General features: G+C 67.4%; 16 protein-coding genes. 3 read left to right on the forward strand and 13 right to left on the reverse strand.

Annotation, left to right across the window (positions count from 1 at the left end):
• Positions 1-11 precede the first annotated feature (11 nt).
• Together menD and HDC94_RS00480 are read right to left on the reverse strand one after the other, a co-directional pair.
• On the reverse strand, positions 12-1,640 hold the full coding sequence (gene menD, locus HDC94_RS00475; RefSeq protein ID WP_179493875.1) for a 2-succinyl-5-enolpyruvyl-6-hydroxy-3-cyclohexene-1-carboxylic-acid synthase: 1,629 nt from the start codon (positions 1,638-1,640) through the stop codon (positions 12-14).
• The gene (locus HDC94_RS00480; RefSeq protein ID WP_179493877.1) at positions 1,618-1,950 is read right to left on the reverse strand and encodes a PLD nuclease N-terminal domain-containing protein; all 333 of its coding nucleotides are present in this window, start codon (positions 1,948-1,950) and stop codon (positions 1,618-1,620) included. The genes menD and HDC94_RS00480 overlap by 23 nt, the downstream gene beginning before the upstream one ends.
• Positions 1,951-2,025: 75 nt before the next feature.
• On the opposite strand from HDC94_RS00480, the gene HDC94_RS00485 reads away from it, so the two are divergent.
• A complete protein-coding gene (locus tag HDC94_RS00485) occupies positions 2,026-2,259 on the forward strand; it encodes a DUF4229 domain-containing protein (RefSeq protein WP_179493879.1) in 234 nt (77 codons plus the stop codon).
• A gap of 3 nt (positions 2,260-2,262) precedes the next feature.
• Here the strand turns inward: HDC94_RS00485 and HDC94_RS00490 are convergent, their stop codons facing one another.
• Genes HDC94_RS00490 through HDC94_RS00505 form a run of 4 tightly spaced genes read right to left on the reverse strand, consistent with a single transcriptional unit; the run spans position 2,263 to position 5,815 of the window.
• Positions 2,263-3,258, reverse strand: a complete 996-nt coding sequence (locus HDC94_RS00490; protein ID WP_179493881.1) for a 1,4-dihydroxy-2-naphthoate polyprenyltransferase — start codon at positions 3,256-3,258, stop codon at positions 2,263-2,265.
• A 53-nt stretch (positions 3,259-3,311) separates the two neighbouring features.
• Positions 3,312-4,427: an AMP-binding protein gene (locus HDC94_RS00495; RefSeq protein WP_179493883.1), complete on the reverse strand. Its 1,116-nt coding sequence runs from the start codon at positions 4,425-4,427 to the stop codon at positions 3,312-3,314.
• A 4-nt stretch (positions 4,428-4,431) separates the two neighbouring features.
• Complete coding sequence (locus HDC94_RS00500) at positions 4,432-5,334, reverse strand: 1,4-dihydroxy-2-naphthoyl-CoA synthase (RefSeq protein ID WP_179493885.1); 903 nt, start codon at positions 5,332-5,334, stop codon at positions 4,432-4,434.
• 31 nt (positions 5,335-5,365) lie between these two features.
• The gene (locus HDC94_RS00505; RefSeq protein WP_179493887.1) at positions 5,366-5,815 is read right to left on the reverse strand and encodes a hypothetical protein; all 450 of its coding nucleotides are present in this window, start codon (positions 5,813-5,815) and stop codon (positions 5,366-5,368) included.
• Between HDC94_RS00505 and HDC94_RS00510 the strand changes: the two genes are divergently transcribed.
• Complete coding sequence (locus HDC94_RS00510; RefSeq protein ID WP_179493890.1) at positions 5,814-6,797, forward strand: o-succinylbenzoate synthase; 984 nt, start codon at positions 5,814-5,816, stop codon at positions 6,795-6,797. The two genes, HDC94_RS00505 and HDC94_RS00510, sit on opposite strands and share 2 nt — an antisense overlap.
• 37 nt (positions 6,798-6,834) lie before the next feature.
• Here HDC94_RS00510 and HDC94_RS00515 read toward each other — a convergent pair whose 3' ends face one another.
• The 7 genes from HDC94_RS00515 to HDC94_RS00545 form a co-directional block, all read right to left on the reverse strand.
• Positions 6,835-8,448, reverse strand: coding sequence for a cell wall-binding repeat-containing protein (locus HDC94_RS00515; protein ID WP_179493891.1), 1,614 nt, complete (start codon positions 8,446-8,448; stop codon positions 6,835-6,837).
• A gap of 130 nt (positions 8,449-8,578) precedes the next feature.
• Positions 8,579-9,979, reverse strand: coding sequence for a cell wall-binding repeat-containing protein (locus tag HDC94_RS14715; RefSeq protein WP_179493893.1), 1,401 nt, complete (start codon positions 9,977-9,979; stop codon positions 8,579-8,581).
• Between the two features lie 330 nt (positions 9,980-10,309).
• Entirely contained in the window at positions 10,310-11,251 is a 942-nt protein-coding gene (gene ccsB / locus HDC94_RS00525; RefSeq protein ID WP_179493895.1) for a c-type cytochrome biogenesis protein CcsB, read from the reverse strand.
• A complete protein-coding gene (locus HDC94_RS00530; RefSeq protein ID WP_308495582.1) occupies positions 11,248-12,855 on the reverse strand; it encodes a cytochrome c biogenesis protein ResB in 1,608 nt (535 codons plus the stop codon). Before HDC94_RS00530 ends, ccsB begins: the two co-directional genes overlap by 4 nt.
• Complete coding sequence (locus HDC94_RS00535; RefSeq protein WP_179493896.1) at positions 12,833-13,567, reverse strand: cytochrome c biogenesis protein CcdA; 735 nt, start codon at positions 13,565-13,567, stop codon at positions 12,833-12,835. The genes HDC94_RS00530 and HDC94_RS00535 overlap by 23 nt, the downstream gene beginning before the upstream one ends.
• The gene (locus HDC94_RS00540) at positions 13,567-14,157 is read right to left on the reverse strand and encodes a TlpA disulfide reductase family protein (RefSeq protein ID WP_308495583.1); all 591 of its coding nucleotides are present in this window, start codon (positions 14,155-14,157) and stop codon (positions 13,567-13,569) included. Before HDC94_RS00540 ends, HDC94_RS00535 begins: the two co-directional genes overlap by 1 nt.
• A complete protein-coding gene (locus tag HDC94_RS00545; RefSeq protein ID WP_179493898.1) occupies positions 14,154-14,783 on the reverse strand; it encodes a histidine phosphatase family protein in 630 nt (209 codons plus the stop codon). The genes HDC94_RS00540 and HDC94_RS00545 overlap by 4 nt, the downstream gene beginning before the upstream one ends.
• Before the next feature lie 98 nt (positions 14,784-14,881).
• On the opposite strand from HDC94_RS00545, the gene HDC94_RS00550 reads away from it, so the two are divergent.
• Positions 14,882-15,043, forward strand: a complete 162-nt coding sequence (locus HDC94_RS00550; RefSeq protein WP_179493900.1) for a hypothetical protein — start codon at positions 14,882-14,884, stop codon at positions 15,041-15,043.
• The last annotated feature ends 103 nt before the right edge of the window (positions 15,044-15,146 follow it).

The raw sequence follows: 15,146 nt of genomic DNA on the forward strand, positions 1-15,146 counted from the left end.
CCACGTTACGCCTACCGCGGCAGCGGCACCTCGACGATGGTGGGACCGGCCGAGGCGGTGAGTGCCTGGTCGAGCGCGCCACGGTTCTCCGCCCGGCGGTACTCCCAGCCGTAGGCTGCGGCCAGCGCCTCGATCGGCGCGTGCTGGGGCGTGTAGAGCACACGATCGAAGGCCGCGCCCGCGGACTCCGCGACCTCCAGGCCGTCGAAGATGGTGCCTCCACCGTCGTTGCCGACGATCACCTGGATGCGCGGCCGCTCCTCGCCCTCGCCGAAGAGGAGCGCACCAACGTCGTGGAGGAAGGTGAGGTCGCCCACGAGCACGCGTGTCGTGCCCTTGTCGCCGCTCGAGAGGGCGATGCCGAGGCCTGTGGAGATCGTGCCGTCGATCCCCGCGAGACCGCGGTTCGCGTGCACCGTGATGCGTTTGCCCGGCGCCACGCGGTCCACCTCGCGGATGAGTCGGGATGCTCCGAGCACGAGCCTGTCGTGCGGCCACGTCGCGCGCCACACCGCCTCCGCGAGCGTGCGGCGGGTGACGCGAGCGCGCACGGCCGCGAGCTCTGAGCGGGCGTGGGTGCCGGCATCCGCGTCGATGTCGGGCGCGGTGTCGACGGGCGTGATGAGTTCGCGGGATGCCACGACCCAACGCCCCGCCCACTCGCGCGGCGCGGGCTCCCCCTGCACGACCACCGCGTCGGCGTAGGTGCGCACCCGGCGGCCGGGGTTGTAGTCCTCGGCCGAGGCGTGTCGCACGACGACGGTCTCGACACCGTCACGCTGGATGAGGGCGGGAACCTCGCGGCTGAGCGTGGGATGCCCGAAGACGATGACCCGGTCGATGCGCTGCGCCAGCTCCGACCCGAGAAGTTCGCGGTAGGCGACCACCAGGTTCGGACCGAAGTGCGATCCGCTCGCCACCTCGGCCAGCAGGGGCGCGCCGAGTTCGCGGGCTACCTCCTCGGCGCGTGGCCCCGCGCCCGTGCCCGCGACGACGACGGTGCCGGCGGCGGGGATCAGCAGGAGCGGTTCAGGAGCGGCCTTCGGCTCGATCTCGACCGGAGGAGCATCCGACGGCTCGAGGGTCACGGGCGACGAGAGCGGTTCCGCGAAGGCGAGGTTGAGGTGGACGGGGCCGGATGCCCTGGCCAGTGCCTCGCGCGCGAGGGCGGCCGCGGCATCCGCCTCGCCGGGCTCGCCGGTGGGGGCTGCGACATCCCACGTGCGGCGCACGGCCGCGCCGAAGATCCCGGGCTGCTCGGTGGTCTGGTTGGAGCCGATGCCGCGCAGTGAGTCCGGGCGGTCGGCGGTGATGACGATGAGGGGCACGCCGGAGTGATGTGCCTCGAGCACGGCGGGGTGCAGGTTGGCCACGGCCGTGCCGGAGGTGGTGACGAGGATGACGGGGGATCCCGTCTCGACGGCGATGCCGAGGGCGAGGAAGCCGCCGACCCGTTCGTCGATGCGAACCCTCAGCCTCAGCTCGCCGATGCGTTCGAGCTCTGCCGCAGCCAGCGCGAGCGCCTGCGACCGCGAACCGGGTCCGAGCACGACGTCACGCACGCCGAGCCGCACGAACTCCCGCAAGAGGGCCACGCTGAATGTCGTGGCCGGGGACTCACTTCTTGGTGTCTGGGTCATCGTCGAGATCGGCGAGTTCCTGCTCGAGCTTGCGGATGCGCGCCTGCTGCTCCTCGTCGAGCCGGATGCTGCGGAGGAACTCGGGGTCGTCATCCGGTGCCACGACCTTCGACTGGCCACGCTTGCGGCCCCAGTCGCGCCCGACGGTGAACCACAGGAGCGCACCGATGAACGGGATGGCGATCACGATGATCACCCAGAAGATCTTCGGGAACGCCCGAACGCGCGACCTGTCGATCACGACGAGGTCGACGATCGCGAACACGTCGAGTACCAGCGCCGCGATGCCGAAGATCAGCAATCGTCCCATGGCGTCATTCTAGGCTCGCAGGCCGTGTACACCCTCCACGTTCGTTACACAGGAGCCGGTGCCTACACTGGCTAGGTGAAACCCTGGGTCACCTACTCGCTGCTTCGGCTCGGCCTCTTCGCCGCCGTCTTCGCCCTGCTCATGCTCCTGAACGTCGAGTGGTGGATCTCGGCGATCCTCGCAGCGGTCATCGGGTTGTGCGTGTCGTACATCTTCTTCGGCAGGTTGCGGGATGCCGTCGCACTCGACATCGCGAAGCGGCGGGAGGCCCCGGCATCCGATGTCGATGCCAGCGTCGAAGACGTCTAGGCCTCAGAACCCGATCGCCCAGCCGAGCAGGAGCGCGTAACCGAGCGCGGTGACCGACGTCAGCTTGAGCGAGATGATGAGCTCCGCCGGCGTCTTCGCGAGCAGCGTGATGAGCACGGCAGGCGCCGCCGCGAGCAGCGCGAAGTACGTGAAGATCGTGTTCGAGTAGAGCAGCACGAACCAGCCGAGCAGCACGAACGGCACGAGCATGAGCACCGCGTAGAGGATGCGCGAGCCGAGGTTGCCGAAGAGCACCGCGAGTGTGCGCTTGCCGGCAAGTGCGTCCTGTTCGCGATCACGGATGTTGTTGACGAGGAGCGCTGCGGCCGCGAAGGAACCGATCGCCGACCCCGCCACCCAGCTGTCGAACGGGATGCCGCCGGTCAGCACGAACGCCGTACCGATCGTGGCCACGAGCCCGAAGAACACGAACGCCACGATCTCGCCCAGCGCGTTGTAACCGTAGGGGCGCTTGCCGCCCGTGTAGAACCACGCGGCCACGATGGCGACCGCACCGACCGCGAGCAGCCACCAGTGGCCGGTCTGCACGACGATCACGAGGCCAGCGACCGCCGCGAGCCCGAAGAAGACGAGCGCAACCGTCAGCACCGTGCGCGGACGGGCAGCACCCGACGCCGTGAGCCGCGCGGGCCCGACACGGTACTTGTCGGTGCCACGAATGCCGTCGGAGTAGTCGTTCGCGAAGTTGACGCCGATCTGGAGGAATACGGCGACCGCGAGGCAGAGGAGCGCGAGCGGCCATGGCCAGGCAGGACCACGGTCGGGGGCGATCGCGTAGGCGCTGGCGGCGCCGAGCGTCACGGGCGCGATCGACAGCGGGAGCGTGAGGGGGCGGGCAGCGCCGATCCAGTCGCCGACCGTGGCCTTCTTGACCTTCGGCGCACCCGGCGGACGGCCTCCGGGTCGGCCGCTCCTGGTGCGCGCCTTTGGGGCGGGGACGGACTTCGGATCGATGCGCTGCTGTCTGGGGGCTGCCACGGTTGGAATCCTACTTTCTCGCGGCGGCACTGATCGCCGTACGACCTTATGGATCAGCTGAGAGCGAAGGCCGTCAGCGCGAGGCGATCCGGCTTGCCCGAGGGCAGCATCGGGATGCGATCGACCAGCACCACCCTGGTCGGCGCTGCTGGCGCGCCCAGGCGTTCCGCCACGGCACGGCGTAGATCGTCGAGCTCCACCCCAAGCTCGCTCACGACGACGGACGTCTCCCCCCACTCGGGATGCGGAGCCCGCACCACGACGGCGAGTTCGAGACCGGGAACCGACCTCACGACCTGCTCCACCGCGGCCAGGGAGACCTTCACGCCCCCGGAGACGATGACGTCGTCGAGGCGGCCGAGAACGCGGAGGGTTCCGTCGGTGAGTTCGCCAGCGTCATCCGTGCGATACCACCGGTGACCCTCGTCGTCGTGGAAGGCTCGTGCCGTGCGATCGGGGTCGTCGAGGTAGCCCTCGGCGAGCACGCTGCCCGCGAGTTCGATGCGGCCATCCACGATGCGCACCCTCGTGTCACCGATGGCTTCTCCGTCGTACACGCAGCCGCCGCTCGTCTCACTCGACCCATAGGTGCGCGTCACGGGCAGCACGAGACCCTTGGCCCGAGCGGCGAGGGCCGGAGGCATCGACTGCCCCCCAACGAGCACACGCTCGAAGCCGCGCAGCGCCTCTACTGCCTCCGGGCTCTCGACGAGGCGCGCGAGTTGGGCGGGAACCAGCGACACGAATCGCCGGGGATGATCGAGCTCACGCGCGGCGGCCACGAAGCGCTCCGCGGTGAAGCCGGAGGGGTCAAGCAACACGGGGTGCACCTGCGCGGCCAGCGCCCTCACGAGCACCGCGATACCCGCGATGTAGTGAACGGGGAGGGCGAGCATCCATTGTCCGGGCCCACCGAGGGCGGACTCGGATGCCGCTGCGCTCGCCAGCAGCGCGTCCGCGGAGAGCTGCACGCGCTTGGGTCGCCCCGTCGAACCGCTCGTCTCGACGACGACCGCGACCTTCTGGGGCACGAGATGGGGCAGCGTGCCCTGGAGCTCAGACGGGGTGGCGTGCGGCAAGATGGCCGGCCCATCACCCGACAGCGCCGCGGCCAGCTGCTGCGCCACCGCGCGGGGCTCCGCGGGCACGACCGCGAGCGGACGAGTCATCGGCTCAGAACTGCCAGGGGTACGGACCCCAGTCCGGCGCCCGCTTCTCGAGGAACGCGTCGCGCCCCTCGACCGCTTCATCCGTACCGTAGGCGAGGCGGGTCGCCTCACCGGCGAAGACCTGCTGGCCCATGAGCCCGTCGTCGACGAGGTTGAACGCGAACTTGAGCATGCGGATCGCCGTGGGCGACTTGCCGAGGATGGTCGTGGCCCACTCGTAGGCGGTCGACTCGAGCTCCTCGTGCGCAACCGAGGCGTTGATCGCCCCCATCTCGTAGGCCCGATCCGCGTCGTACTCCCGCGCCAGGAAGAAGATCTCGCGTGCGACCTTCTGGCCGACCTGCCGCGCCAGGTACGCGCTGCCGTAGCCGGCGTCGAAGGAGCCGACGTCGGCATCCGTCTGCTTGAACTTGCCGTGCTCGCGCGAGGCAATCGTGAGGTCGCAGACCACCGCGAGCGAGTGGCCGCCGCCGGCAGCCCAGCCCGGAACGACAGCGATGACCACCTTGGGCATCGTGCGGATCAGGCGCTGGACCTCGAGGATGTGGAGACGGCCATTGCCCTGGCGGACGGTGGGATGCTCGCCCTCGTGGTACTCGTAGCCCTCCCTGCCGCGGATGCGCTGGTCGCCGCCGGAGCAGAACGCCCACCCGCCGTCCTTCGCGCTCGGGCCATTGCCGGTGAGCAGCACGACGCCGATGTTGGGGTTCTGGCGCGCGTCATCGAGAGTTCGGTACAGCTCGTCGACCGTGTGCGGGCGGAAGGCGTTGCGCACCTCGGGCCGGTTGAAGGCGACACGGGCTACGCGGCCGCTCACGTCGTGGTGGTACGTGATGTCCGTGAGGGCATCGAAGCCATCGACATCGCGCCACAGATCGGCGTCGAACAGTTCGGAGACCTGGGTCATATACCCAGCCTAGGCGGGCTGCGCCAGCAGGTCAGGGAGTCAGGGCGCCGAGCACGGTGGCCAGCAGCCACGGGTTGGCGAGGATGCCGAGGATGATCGCCGCGATGCCGGTCGCCCGACCAAGTCGGAAGACCGCTGCGACGAGCCCCGCGACGACGGCGACGACCGAGCAGACGATGGTGACCCACGCGAGGGTTGTGCCCGCGTCATCCGCTCCCGAGGAGGCGACGCTCACCGAAACGCCCAGGAGAACCGCCGTGGCGATGGCGGTGAGTAAGGCAAAAACGCCGACGAGACCAGTGCGGCGCGTCACGGGCACGGGCTCCGGGGCGGGGGATGCCGGGGCCGCTGCGACCGGTGCCTCCTCCTCGACGATCGGGTCGAGGTAGATGGGCACGACCTTGATCGGCGCGTTGTCTGTCTCGCCGGGAAGGGTCACGAGACCACCATAACGCGAGCCGACGAGACAGACTGGGGTCATGTACCCCCCTCTGGATGAGCTCCTCGGCACGGCCCGCGTCGTCGCACTGCCCCTCGTGACGCGCTTTCGCGGGATCGAGACGCGGGAGGCGATGCTGCTCGAGGGCCCGTCGGGGTGGACCGAGTTCTCGCCGTTCGTCGAGTACGGCGACCCCGAAGCGGCGACGTGGCTCGCGGCGGCGATCGACTTCGGGTGGTCTGAGCTGCCCGTCGCCGCGCGGTCTTCGGTTCGTGTGAACGCCACCGTGCCCGCCGTCACTGCCGATCTCGTGCCGGAGACGCTCGCGCGGTTCCCCGGGTGCCGCACCGCAAAGGTGAAGGTCGCCGAACCCGGTCAGACCCTCGAGGACGACGTCGCGCGGGTTGCCGCGGTGCGCGCTCTGCTCGGCCCGGAGGGTCGCGTCCGCGTCGATGCGAATGGCGCCTGGAATGTGGATGAAGCGGAACACGCCATCCATGCGCTCGCCCCCTACGACCTCGAGTACGTTGAGCAGCCGTGCGCGACCGTGGAGGAACTCGCCGAGTTGCGGCGCCGGGTGAAGTACATGGGCATTCCGATCGCTGCGGACGAGAGTGTGCGGAAGGCGGAGGATCCCCTTGCGGTCGCTCGGGCTGGGGCAGCCGACATCCTCGTGATCAAGGTGCAGCCGCTCGGCGGGATCGCGCGGGCTCTCGCGATCTCGTCGGAGGTCGGGCTGCCCGTGGTGGTCTCCAGCGCGCTCGAGACATCCGTCGGACTCTCGATGGGACTGCACCTCGCCGCAGCGCTGCCTACGCTCGAGTTCGATTGCGGCCTCGCCACCGCGAGCCTGCTGGCCGCCGACGTGACGGATGCCCCGCTCACCCCGATCGACGGCGCCCTAGCCGTGCGCCGCGTTGTGCCCTCCCCCGAGTTGCTCGACCGCTACGCGGCCACCGCGGACCGCACGCGCTGGTGGCGCGCCCGGCTAGAGCGCTGCCTGCGGTTGCTGCCCGCCGAGTGAGTGGGACGTAGCCCAGTGACGCAGCTAGCCCTTCGCTTCAGTCGCAGATCGTGTCGAGCACGTTGTCCTGCACCGAATTTGAATCGCCGAGGAACCGAAGTCGGCTTACGTCCAGGCTCTGGAGCAGACCGGCCATCCCCCGCGAGACGCAGTTGGGACGAGTAAGTACCATGGGCGAGCCCTTCGCAGCGGCCAGCGGACCCCCCGAGAGTGCGTCAGCGAATCCCAGACCCGTCGTCAGCAAGACGTCGTCCGCCTTGGGGAAAAACCGCTGCGCAGCACCCAAGGAGGTCCAGAAGCGGTTGGGCCCGCCTATCCGTGTCGATGCATCAGGCAGCTGGAGCGTGCCCGCCTCGATTCCGTCGGAAACGGATTTTGAATCACCCATGATGTAGACCCCCTGGCTGGCGAGCTTGTAGATCAGCTCGCGGCTCGGAGCATCCAGCGCACTCGCTTTGCCGTCAACGAGAATTATGGGCGACCCCAACTTGGCAGCTGGCGCGGATGCGCTGAGAGCATCGGGATAGTCGCGCCCAGTGGCTATAAACACGCGTTCGATACAAGGGGATGCCCCACATGCAAATACTCGCTCGGCCACCAGCCTCGACGTCTCGTAGCGGTTGGCCCCGGCTATCCGTTCGACCGGAGCAATCTCTCCGAGTCTTGCTACTACGCTGGCGGACACGGACGAATCGCCGCCGAGCACCACGATGCGTTTAGGGCGAAGTCGATTGAGCTCGATCCACGTCGATGCAGGAATCTCGCCTTGACGGGACAACAGAACGACACCCCCTTCATGGTGGGCGGCGGGACCAGCAACGAGGGCGTCGGGGAACTTCTCCCCGCTAACAACGTACGCAACGGGAATCTCGAAGGGATCGGTCGAGGGCGGAAACAGCTCGCGGGAGACTGCGACGTTTGTTTGGAACCGATCACTGCCTGCTATGCGCGGCAGGATCGTCATCGGGTAGCGAGGACGTGTGAGAGATCCGGAGAACTCGAGGACCTGTCCCTCGGTTAGCACGACATCCTGCCCATCCGCCATCGTGCGACCGTCTGGCCACCATCGCGGCGCAAGGTCAGGATCGGATCTCATCTGAATCCGGTAGGTTCCTTCGACGAGGAGACCTTCCGCGAAAGCACCGGATTCGTCCGTGACGGTATTCGTGAACCACTCGAACTCGCCGGTGGTGCCGTTCTGAAGGTAGAAGACGGCCACCTTGGGTGTCCCAGGTGGTGCAGAGATGACGCCCTCCACCTTGGGCGCTCGGTGCAAGGCAATGGTGCCTACATCCGATGTCTCCCCCGCACGAACGGTGATCGTGGCGGCTTGAGATTGCAGGGGAACGCCAGCAACGTACATCGGCGACCACTGGACGCCATCGGAGGTGGCACTGATGCGCACCTCCCATGAACCCGGCTTCACGTTGGCGAATTCGAAGCTGCCATCGACGACGTCGAACTCGCCGTAGAGATAGTCGACCCTCCCGGCAGATTCGTCGAGATAGCCGATCCCCTTGACGAAACCTGTGATGGAACCAATTGGCTCCTCCGTGAAACTCAACTGGCCCGTGATGCTTCCGTACTCAGGGGCATCCCCAGCCATGGCGGCGGGCGCCACCGCCCCGGAGCCTGTGAGGGCCAGCAGCATCGCACAGAGAAGGACCCAAGAATGACGTATGCTCACGCAACTGACCTTTTCGGTGGGATGACTTTGTTGCGACTACAGGCACCTGGCGCCGCACTAGCGACCTCAGGCACTCCCGGCCCAGCAGGAAGGCTCAACAGTACGGACCGCTAATGTCCCACGGGGCGATTCGGTCTGGCCCACCCACAAGCACGAGGCGCCACGCGTCCAAGCGCTGATGCTCAGTCTCGATGACATAGGGCGCGCAGTTCTGTTGCATCAGGTACAGCGGAGCTGCCTCGGCGCTCACGAGCGCCCCCGCGGCAAGTGCATCAGCGAAACTCGTCCCACTGGCAAGGTAGATGCTCTCGGAACTCGTGAAGAATTTCGCATTCAGTGAGGCGGCCGTGACGTATCGGTTCGCCCCCGCGACCCTTGTCAGCTCACCCGAGAGCGCCATCCGCAAGGAGCCCGCAATTCCGTCCGAGACCGAGTCGGCACCCCCGACGACGTACGCGTCCCGAACGTGAAGTTCGGTGATGAGTGCAGTGGTTGCCGCATCCGCGGCCGCCGACGTGCCGGGGACGAGCACCACGGGCGCTGCAACCTTGCTGGCCGCGGGGCCTGCGGCAAGGGCATCCGGAAACTTGCTTCCTGTCGCGACGAAGACTGTGGCGGCACCGCCAGATCGAGCTATGAAGGCATCCCGTACGACCCGCCGCGACGTCTCGTACCGGTTGGCCCCGGCGATGCGCTCTGTCGGTGCGATGGTCGCGAGTTCGCTGAAGACCGCTGTCGAGAGGCTCGGCTCGCCGCCGACAACGACGATGCGTTCGGGCCTGAGCCGCCGAATCTCGGATGCAACCACGGCAGGCACCGCATCCCGGGGCGACAGCAGCATCCCCCCGCCGAGTCGGTGCGCGGCGGGTCCCGCACTCAAAGCGTCGGGGAAGTCTTCGCCGCTGACCACGTACACGACGGGTACAGTCTTGGCTGGCTGCCCCTGCGGTCCGCTCGCCGGAAAGAGGCGTTGTGAGAGCGCAACGCTCGTTTCCCATCGGTTCGGTCCAGCTATTCTCTCGATCGCGGCACTGGGGCCGAGAACGATCATGTCGATCTCCACCTCACTGCCGTTAGATAGATCGATACGTTCAGCGCTGGCGTACGCGTAGCTGCCCCGTCCGCCCGTCCACCAGGTGGGTGCCAGCTGCGAATACGCGCTCACTCCTCGAACCTTGTACGAGCCGGCGGGGAGGTAGTGACTTGTGTACAGCCCGCGAGTGTTCTCGGCCTCAAAGGAGTCGTAGAACTCGAAGTCCTCGGTGCCCTCGATCATTCGATACACCTCAACGCTGCCGCCGGGGAGCATCGTCACACCCGTATCGGGCGGACGAAGGGTGCCGGTGAGTCGCGCCGCCGGCGCCAGGGTCATAACCGGCACCACCGTGGTTGCCGAGGATGTCACCGTCAGCACGTTCGCTGCCGAACGAGACCCGACCCCGCCCGCGTAGACGCGCCCCCATTCGCGAGGACCATCCACGGCGAACGCACTCACTGTGTACTGTCCGTCTGGCAGACCCGAGAACTCGAAAGTCCTCGCCGTAGAGGTCAGCTGTGTCGAGCGAACGCGAGAGCCCTCTTCATCAAACACCTCGATTACGATCACGGTGTTCTGGGTAGGCCCGGCAACGAAATCGAAAGATCCCCGGAGGGATGGGGTGGCAGCACCCGCAACACTCGGTTGCAACACGATTGCCATGACCAATGCTGCGCCCATCACGAGGGTTAACACACGCCGGACAGAGCGAGCCATCACATATCCTTTATCGAGGCTGAGTCACCTATTGCCCCAGTATATGTGCCGGGTGAAAGTACTTTCGCGTCCCTACAGCCCGCTGTAGGCGTGCAGGCCCTTGAAGAAGAGGTTGACGATCGTGAAGTTGAAGAGGATGGCGGTGAAGCCGATGATCGCGAGCCATGCCGAGCGGGAGCCGCGCCATCCGCGGGTCGCCCGTGCGTGGATGTAGCCGGCGAAGATGACCCAGATGATGAACGTCCAGACCTCCTTCGTGTCCCAGCCCCAGTAGCGACCCCAGGCGCGCTCGGCCCAGATGGCGCCAGCGATGAGGGTGAAGGTCCAGAACACGAAGCCGACGACGTTGAGGCGATAGGCGAGGTTCTCGAGGCGGTCCGCTGTGGGCAGCGTGTTCAGGAACTTCGGGCCGGCCGCGCGCCGCGACTTGAGGAGCTGGACGATCGAGAGCGCGGCCCCGAGCGCGAAGAAGCCCGTGCCGAGCGTCGCAACGAAGACGTGGATGACCAGCCATGGCGACTGCAGTGCTGGCGGCAGGGGCACGACGGCGACATAGAAGTTGACTGTTCCGACACCGAGGCCGATAAGCGCGAAGCCCGTGATGAACGTGCCGAGGAAGCGGAGGTCCTGCCAGACCTGCACCAGGAGGAACACCCCGACCACGATCGCGGTGGCCGTGAGGGAGAACTCGAACATGTTCGCCCACGGGACGCGGCCTGCGGCGAGCCCGCGCAGCACGGCACCCGTCACGTGCAGTGCCCAGGCCAGCACCGTGAGGGCCATGGCAGCGCGGAGGTAGCGCGGGCCGGGGGTTCTGGCCGGGGCATCCGTCGGCTTCTCGAGGACGGCCGTCGAACCGTTCAGAACGGCGCGCGTCACGCGCTCGGATGCCGCAACCGGCGTTGCCACGGAACGCCGCGACAGGTCCAGCGCGAACATGATGAACGCGATCGTGTACACGCCCATCGCCGAGTAGATGGCAATGAGGGAGTAGGACTCCAGGGTCTCGATCACTCGTCCACCTTAAGCCTTTCGTTGTGTCGTTCCGCCAGGTCTGTCACGGCCTGCTCGAGTCGGGGGTCGTCGCCGCGCGCGAGGCCGGCGTACTGCAGGGTGATCGTGCCATCCGCACCGGGCACGACCTTCACCCAGACGCGACGCCGCGCGACGAAGAGACTCGACACAAGACCGGCCACCACGAGAACGGCGAAGAGGCCGACCCAGAACTGCGAAGGGTCGTGGTGGATGTCGAGGGAGACGAATCGCGGGATGTCCACGAGCTCCACGGTGCCGAGACCATTCGGCAGATCTGCGGTCTCCCCGGGGGCGAGACGGATGCTCTCCTGCGGCGCATCGCGGCCTGCGACCTGCGTCAACTCGTCGGTATTGAGCGAGTACGCGTTCGTGGCCTGGCCGCCGTCGAGACCGAGATCGCCGACGTAGACCTCGAGGCTGACAGTCGGGTCGCGCAGGTCGGGGTGGCTCGAGGTGAAGGTGCCGTTGGCGAGCGGGAAGGTCGTCGGATACAGGAGCGCCTGCACGCCCACCTGCTCGTCGAGGCCATCGGGGATCTTGATGATGCCGCGACTGAAGAGGTTCTGGTCGAGCGGGAGGAACGCGACGGGCTGCGAGAACACCGCGGTGCCCTCGGGATCGCGGAACACCAGGAGGGGCGCGTACCCGTTGCCCAGGAGGTAGGCCGTGGTGCCACCGATGGAGAGCGGCTCATTGACCTTGATGCGGTGCTGCTCCGACTCGCCGCCGCGCAGGGTGGTCGTCACGGTTGCGACGTAGTCGGTGGGCTGGCCGTAGGCCTTGAAGTTCTCCTCCTCGTACGTCGCCTCGAAGGAGTCGAGTTGGATGCGGTACGGGGTGAGTGCGGAGTCCGTGAAGAACCGGCCGGGGTTGAAAGAGTCATAGCTCGCGAGCGAGTTGACGAACGCCTGACCTTCCACGACGACGCGCTGGCCCGAATAGCCGAAGCCGCCGCCGATGCCCACGGCGAGCAGAACGCCGATGAGGGCCGTGTGGAAAACGAGGTTGCCCGTCTCGCGCAGGTAGCCGCGTTCCGCGCTCACTGACTGGCCGTAACGCTGCACCCGGTAGCGCTGGGAACGGAGGAGCCTCTCGGCCTGGTCGAGCGCGAGTTCGGCATCCGCCGTCGTCTCGCGCGTCTCGAACGCCGACATGCGCGAGAGGTCTGCGGGGGTCTTGGGTGGGCGGGCGCGCAGGGCATCGAAGTGGTGCTTCGTACGGGGGATGACGCAGCCGATGAGCGAGATGAAGAGCAGGAGGTAGATCGCCGAGAACCACACGGAGGTGTAGGTGCTGAAGACGCCGAGGGCATCAAGCACTTCGGAGATCTCGGGGTTCGCCGCCTTGTACTGGATCACGCCGTTCGGGTCGGACGAGACCTGGGGAACAAGCGAGCCGGGGATCGCGGCGATGGCAAGCAGAAGCAGGAGGAACAGCGCCGTGCGCATGCTCGTGAGTTGCCGCCAGAAGAACCGGAGGTACCCGACGGCGTTCAGCTTGGGCTGCGTGATCTTCTCGGGTGCCGGATCGCCCGGCAGCACCGCGTCAGCGTCGTAGTGGTCAGAGGGCCGGGAGGAATCCACCGATCATCACCCCCAGATGCGACATCGCGATGCCCCAGAGGCCGGTGACCATGAGCAGGCCGATGAGCACGAGAAGCGACCCTCCGATGATGTTGATCAGGCGGATGTGCTTCTTGACCCACGCGACCGAGCTCGCGACCCAACCGAGGCCGAGCGCGACGAGAACGAACGGGATGCCGAGCCCCAGGCAGTAGAAGAGCCCGATGATCGCGGCTCGCCCCGGGTCGCCCTGGTAACTGGCGAGGGATGTCACGGCCACGAGCGTCGGGCCGATGCACGGGGTCCAGCCGATGGCGAAGACCGCACCGAGCAGCGGCGCGCCCGCGAGACCCGTCGCGGGGCTCCAGCTCGGCTTGAGGGTGCGCTGCAGGAACGTGACCTGGCCGATGAACACGAGCCCCATGACGATCACGAGGGCACCGGCGATCCGCTCGATGATGCCGCCGTACTGCAGGAAGAACACGCCAACCGTGCTGCCGAGCACGACGACCCCGAGGAAGATCACGCTGAACCCGAGCACGAAGAGAGCCGCGCCGAGCACCGTGCGGGAGCGCCGGGCATCCCCACCATCGGTGATGCCGCTCACGTACCCGAGGTAGCCGGGCACGAGCGGGAGTACGCAGGGTGAGAGGAACGCGAGGAGACCCGCCGCGAGCGCGATGGGCAGCGCAACGAGCAGGCTGCCGTCGCTGACGAGGTCTCCGGGGCCCACTACTGCGGGCCCTCGGCGAGAACCGTGTCGATCATGGATGCCAGGATGCTCGGGTCACGGATGAGCCCACTGATGCGTGCCGCCACCCGTCCTTCCCCATCCACCACGATCGTCGTCGGAACCGCGTTCGGTGCGACGGACCCCGCGAACGCGAGCTGCACCGAGGCCGTGTCGGCGTCGAGGATGCTCGGGTAGGGGATCTCGAACGTGGTCGCGAAGGTGCGCGCGACATCCGCCGAGTCGCTGATGTTCACGCCCACGAACGGGACGTCGTCGTACTTGAGGGAGAGCTCGGCGAGATCGGGCGCCTCCACTCGACAGGGCGGGCAGCTCGCGTACCAGAAGTTGACCACGTAGGCGGAGCCAGCAAGGTCGTCGCTCGAGATGGTGTTGCCGTTCTCGTCGGTGCCGCTGAAGACGATCGGGTCGTTGCGATCGCTCGCGCGGATCTCCGTGTAGGCGCCGTCACCGGAGATGTAACCCTGGCCGCTGCCCTCGGAGTACTGGTCGGCGAGGCCGTCGTTGCTCGTGCAACCGGCGAGGACGAGGGCGGTCGCGGCTGCAGCGACCGCGATCATACGAAGTCTCACACTGCTCCCAGGTCGATGGATCGTGCCAGCAACTCTCGCGCAGGTTCCTGATAGTCGACCTCGATGAACCGGTCGCCGTCGCGCTGGAGGGTGGTGATGCTCGAGAGGGTGCAGCGGCGCTTGCGCGGGTCGTGGAACGGGCGAAGGCCGGCAACGTTGCGCGCGACGGTCACGATGGGCATCTGGTGGCTGACGAGCACGACCTCGCCCCCGACGGTGTCACGCCAGGCGTCGTCGATGGCCGAGAACATGCGCGTGAGAACGCTCGTGTACGGCTCGCCCCAACTCGGGCGCAACGGGTTGGCGAGGCGGGGCCATGCAGACGGTCGACGTATGGCCTCTCGCATCCGCTTGCCCTCGAACCAGTTGTGCGGCTCGATGATCCGCTCGTCGGACTCGATCGGCAGGCCGAACAGGTCGGCCCACGGCTTCGCGGACTCCTGGGTGCGCTGGAGCGGACTTGCGATCAGGCGACGGATGTCACGACCCTCGAGACTCTTCGCCGCAACGGCAGCCATCTCGTGGCCGAGCTCGCTCAGGTGATACCCGGGGATGCGGCCGTAGAGGATGCCCTCCGGATTGTGCACCTCGCCATGACGGACGAGGTGGATGAGGTCGGCGGGCACCCGCTAATTCTACGGGCTGTAGACAAGCGCTCCCTGAACTGCGTCATGAGATGGGCTCAGGCCCGTCTCCTTGGGAGAAGTTGAACGGATGGAGCATCGTGACCCGCACCCGAAATGAACCCCGTAACCCCCTCACCCGCGTGTCCGCGTGGCTCGCCGACATCGACGACTGGGACGCGGATGACGCGGACGTGTTCGTGGCGACGGTGGAGCGTGCGGAGGAGCCTGTCGCGGAGAGTCGCCTGCCCCTCGTGGGATGAGCGCCGCGACCGAGGTAGTACGTCGGTGGGGTTTCGATACGGCCGCTTCGCGGGCCTACTCAACCAGCAGGTCTCAGTGGGTTGAGTAGCCGCGGGCGAAGCC

The sequence above is a fragment of the Leifsonia sp. AK011 genome, assembly GCF_013410945.1.
Lineage (GTDB): Bacteria > Actinomycetota > Actinomycetes > Actinomycetales > Microbacteriaceae > Rhodoglobus.

Excerpts from the sequence above, each read along its gene's own strand:
- menD (WP_179493875.1), bottom strand. The coding sequence starts at position 1,640 with ATGACCCAGACACCAAGAAGTGAGTCCCCGGCCACGACATTCAGCGTG.
- HDC94_RS00480 (WP_179493877.1), bottom strand. The coding sequence starts at position 1,950 with ATGGGACGATTGCTGATCTTCGGCATCGCGGCGCTGGTACTCGACGTG.
- HDC94_RS00495 (WP_179493883.1), bottom strand. The coding sequence starts at position 4,427 with ATGACTCGTCCGCTCGCGGTCGTGCCCGCGGAGCCCCGCGCGGTGGCG.
- HDC94_RS00500 (WP_179493885.1), bottom strand. The coding sequence starts at position 5,334 with ATGACCCAGGTCTCCGAACTGTTCGACGCCGATCTGTGGCGCGATGTC.
- HDC94_RS00510 (WP_179493890.1), top strand. The coding sequence starts at position 5,814 with ATGTACCCCCCTCTGGATGAGCTCCTCGGCACGGCCCGCGTCGTCGCA.
- HDC94_RS00505 (WP_179493887.1), bottom strand. The coding sequence starts at position 5,815 with ATGACCCCAGTCTGTCTCGTCGGCTCGCGTTATGGTGGTCTCGTGACC.
- HDC94_RS00515 (WP_179493891.1), bottom strand. The coding sequence starts at position 8,448 with ATGCTGCTGGCCCTCACAGGCTCCGGGGCGGTGGCGCCCGCCGCCATG.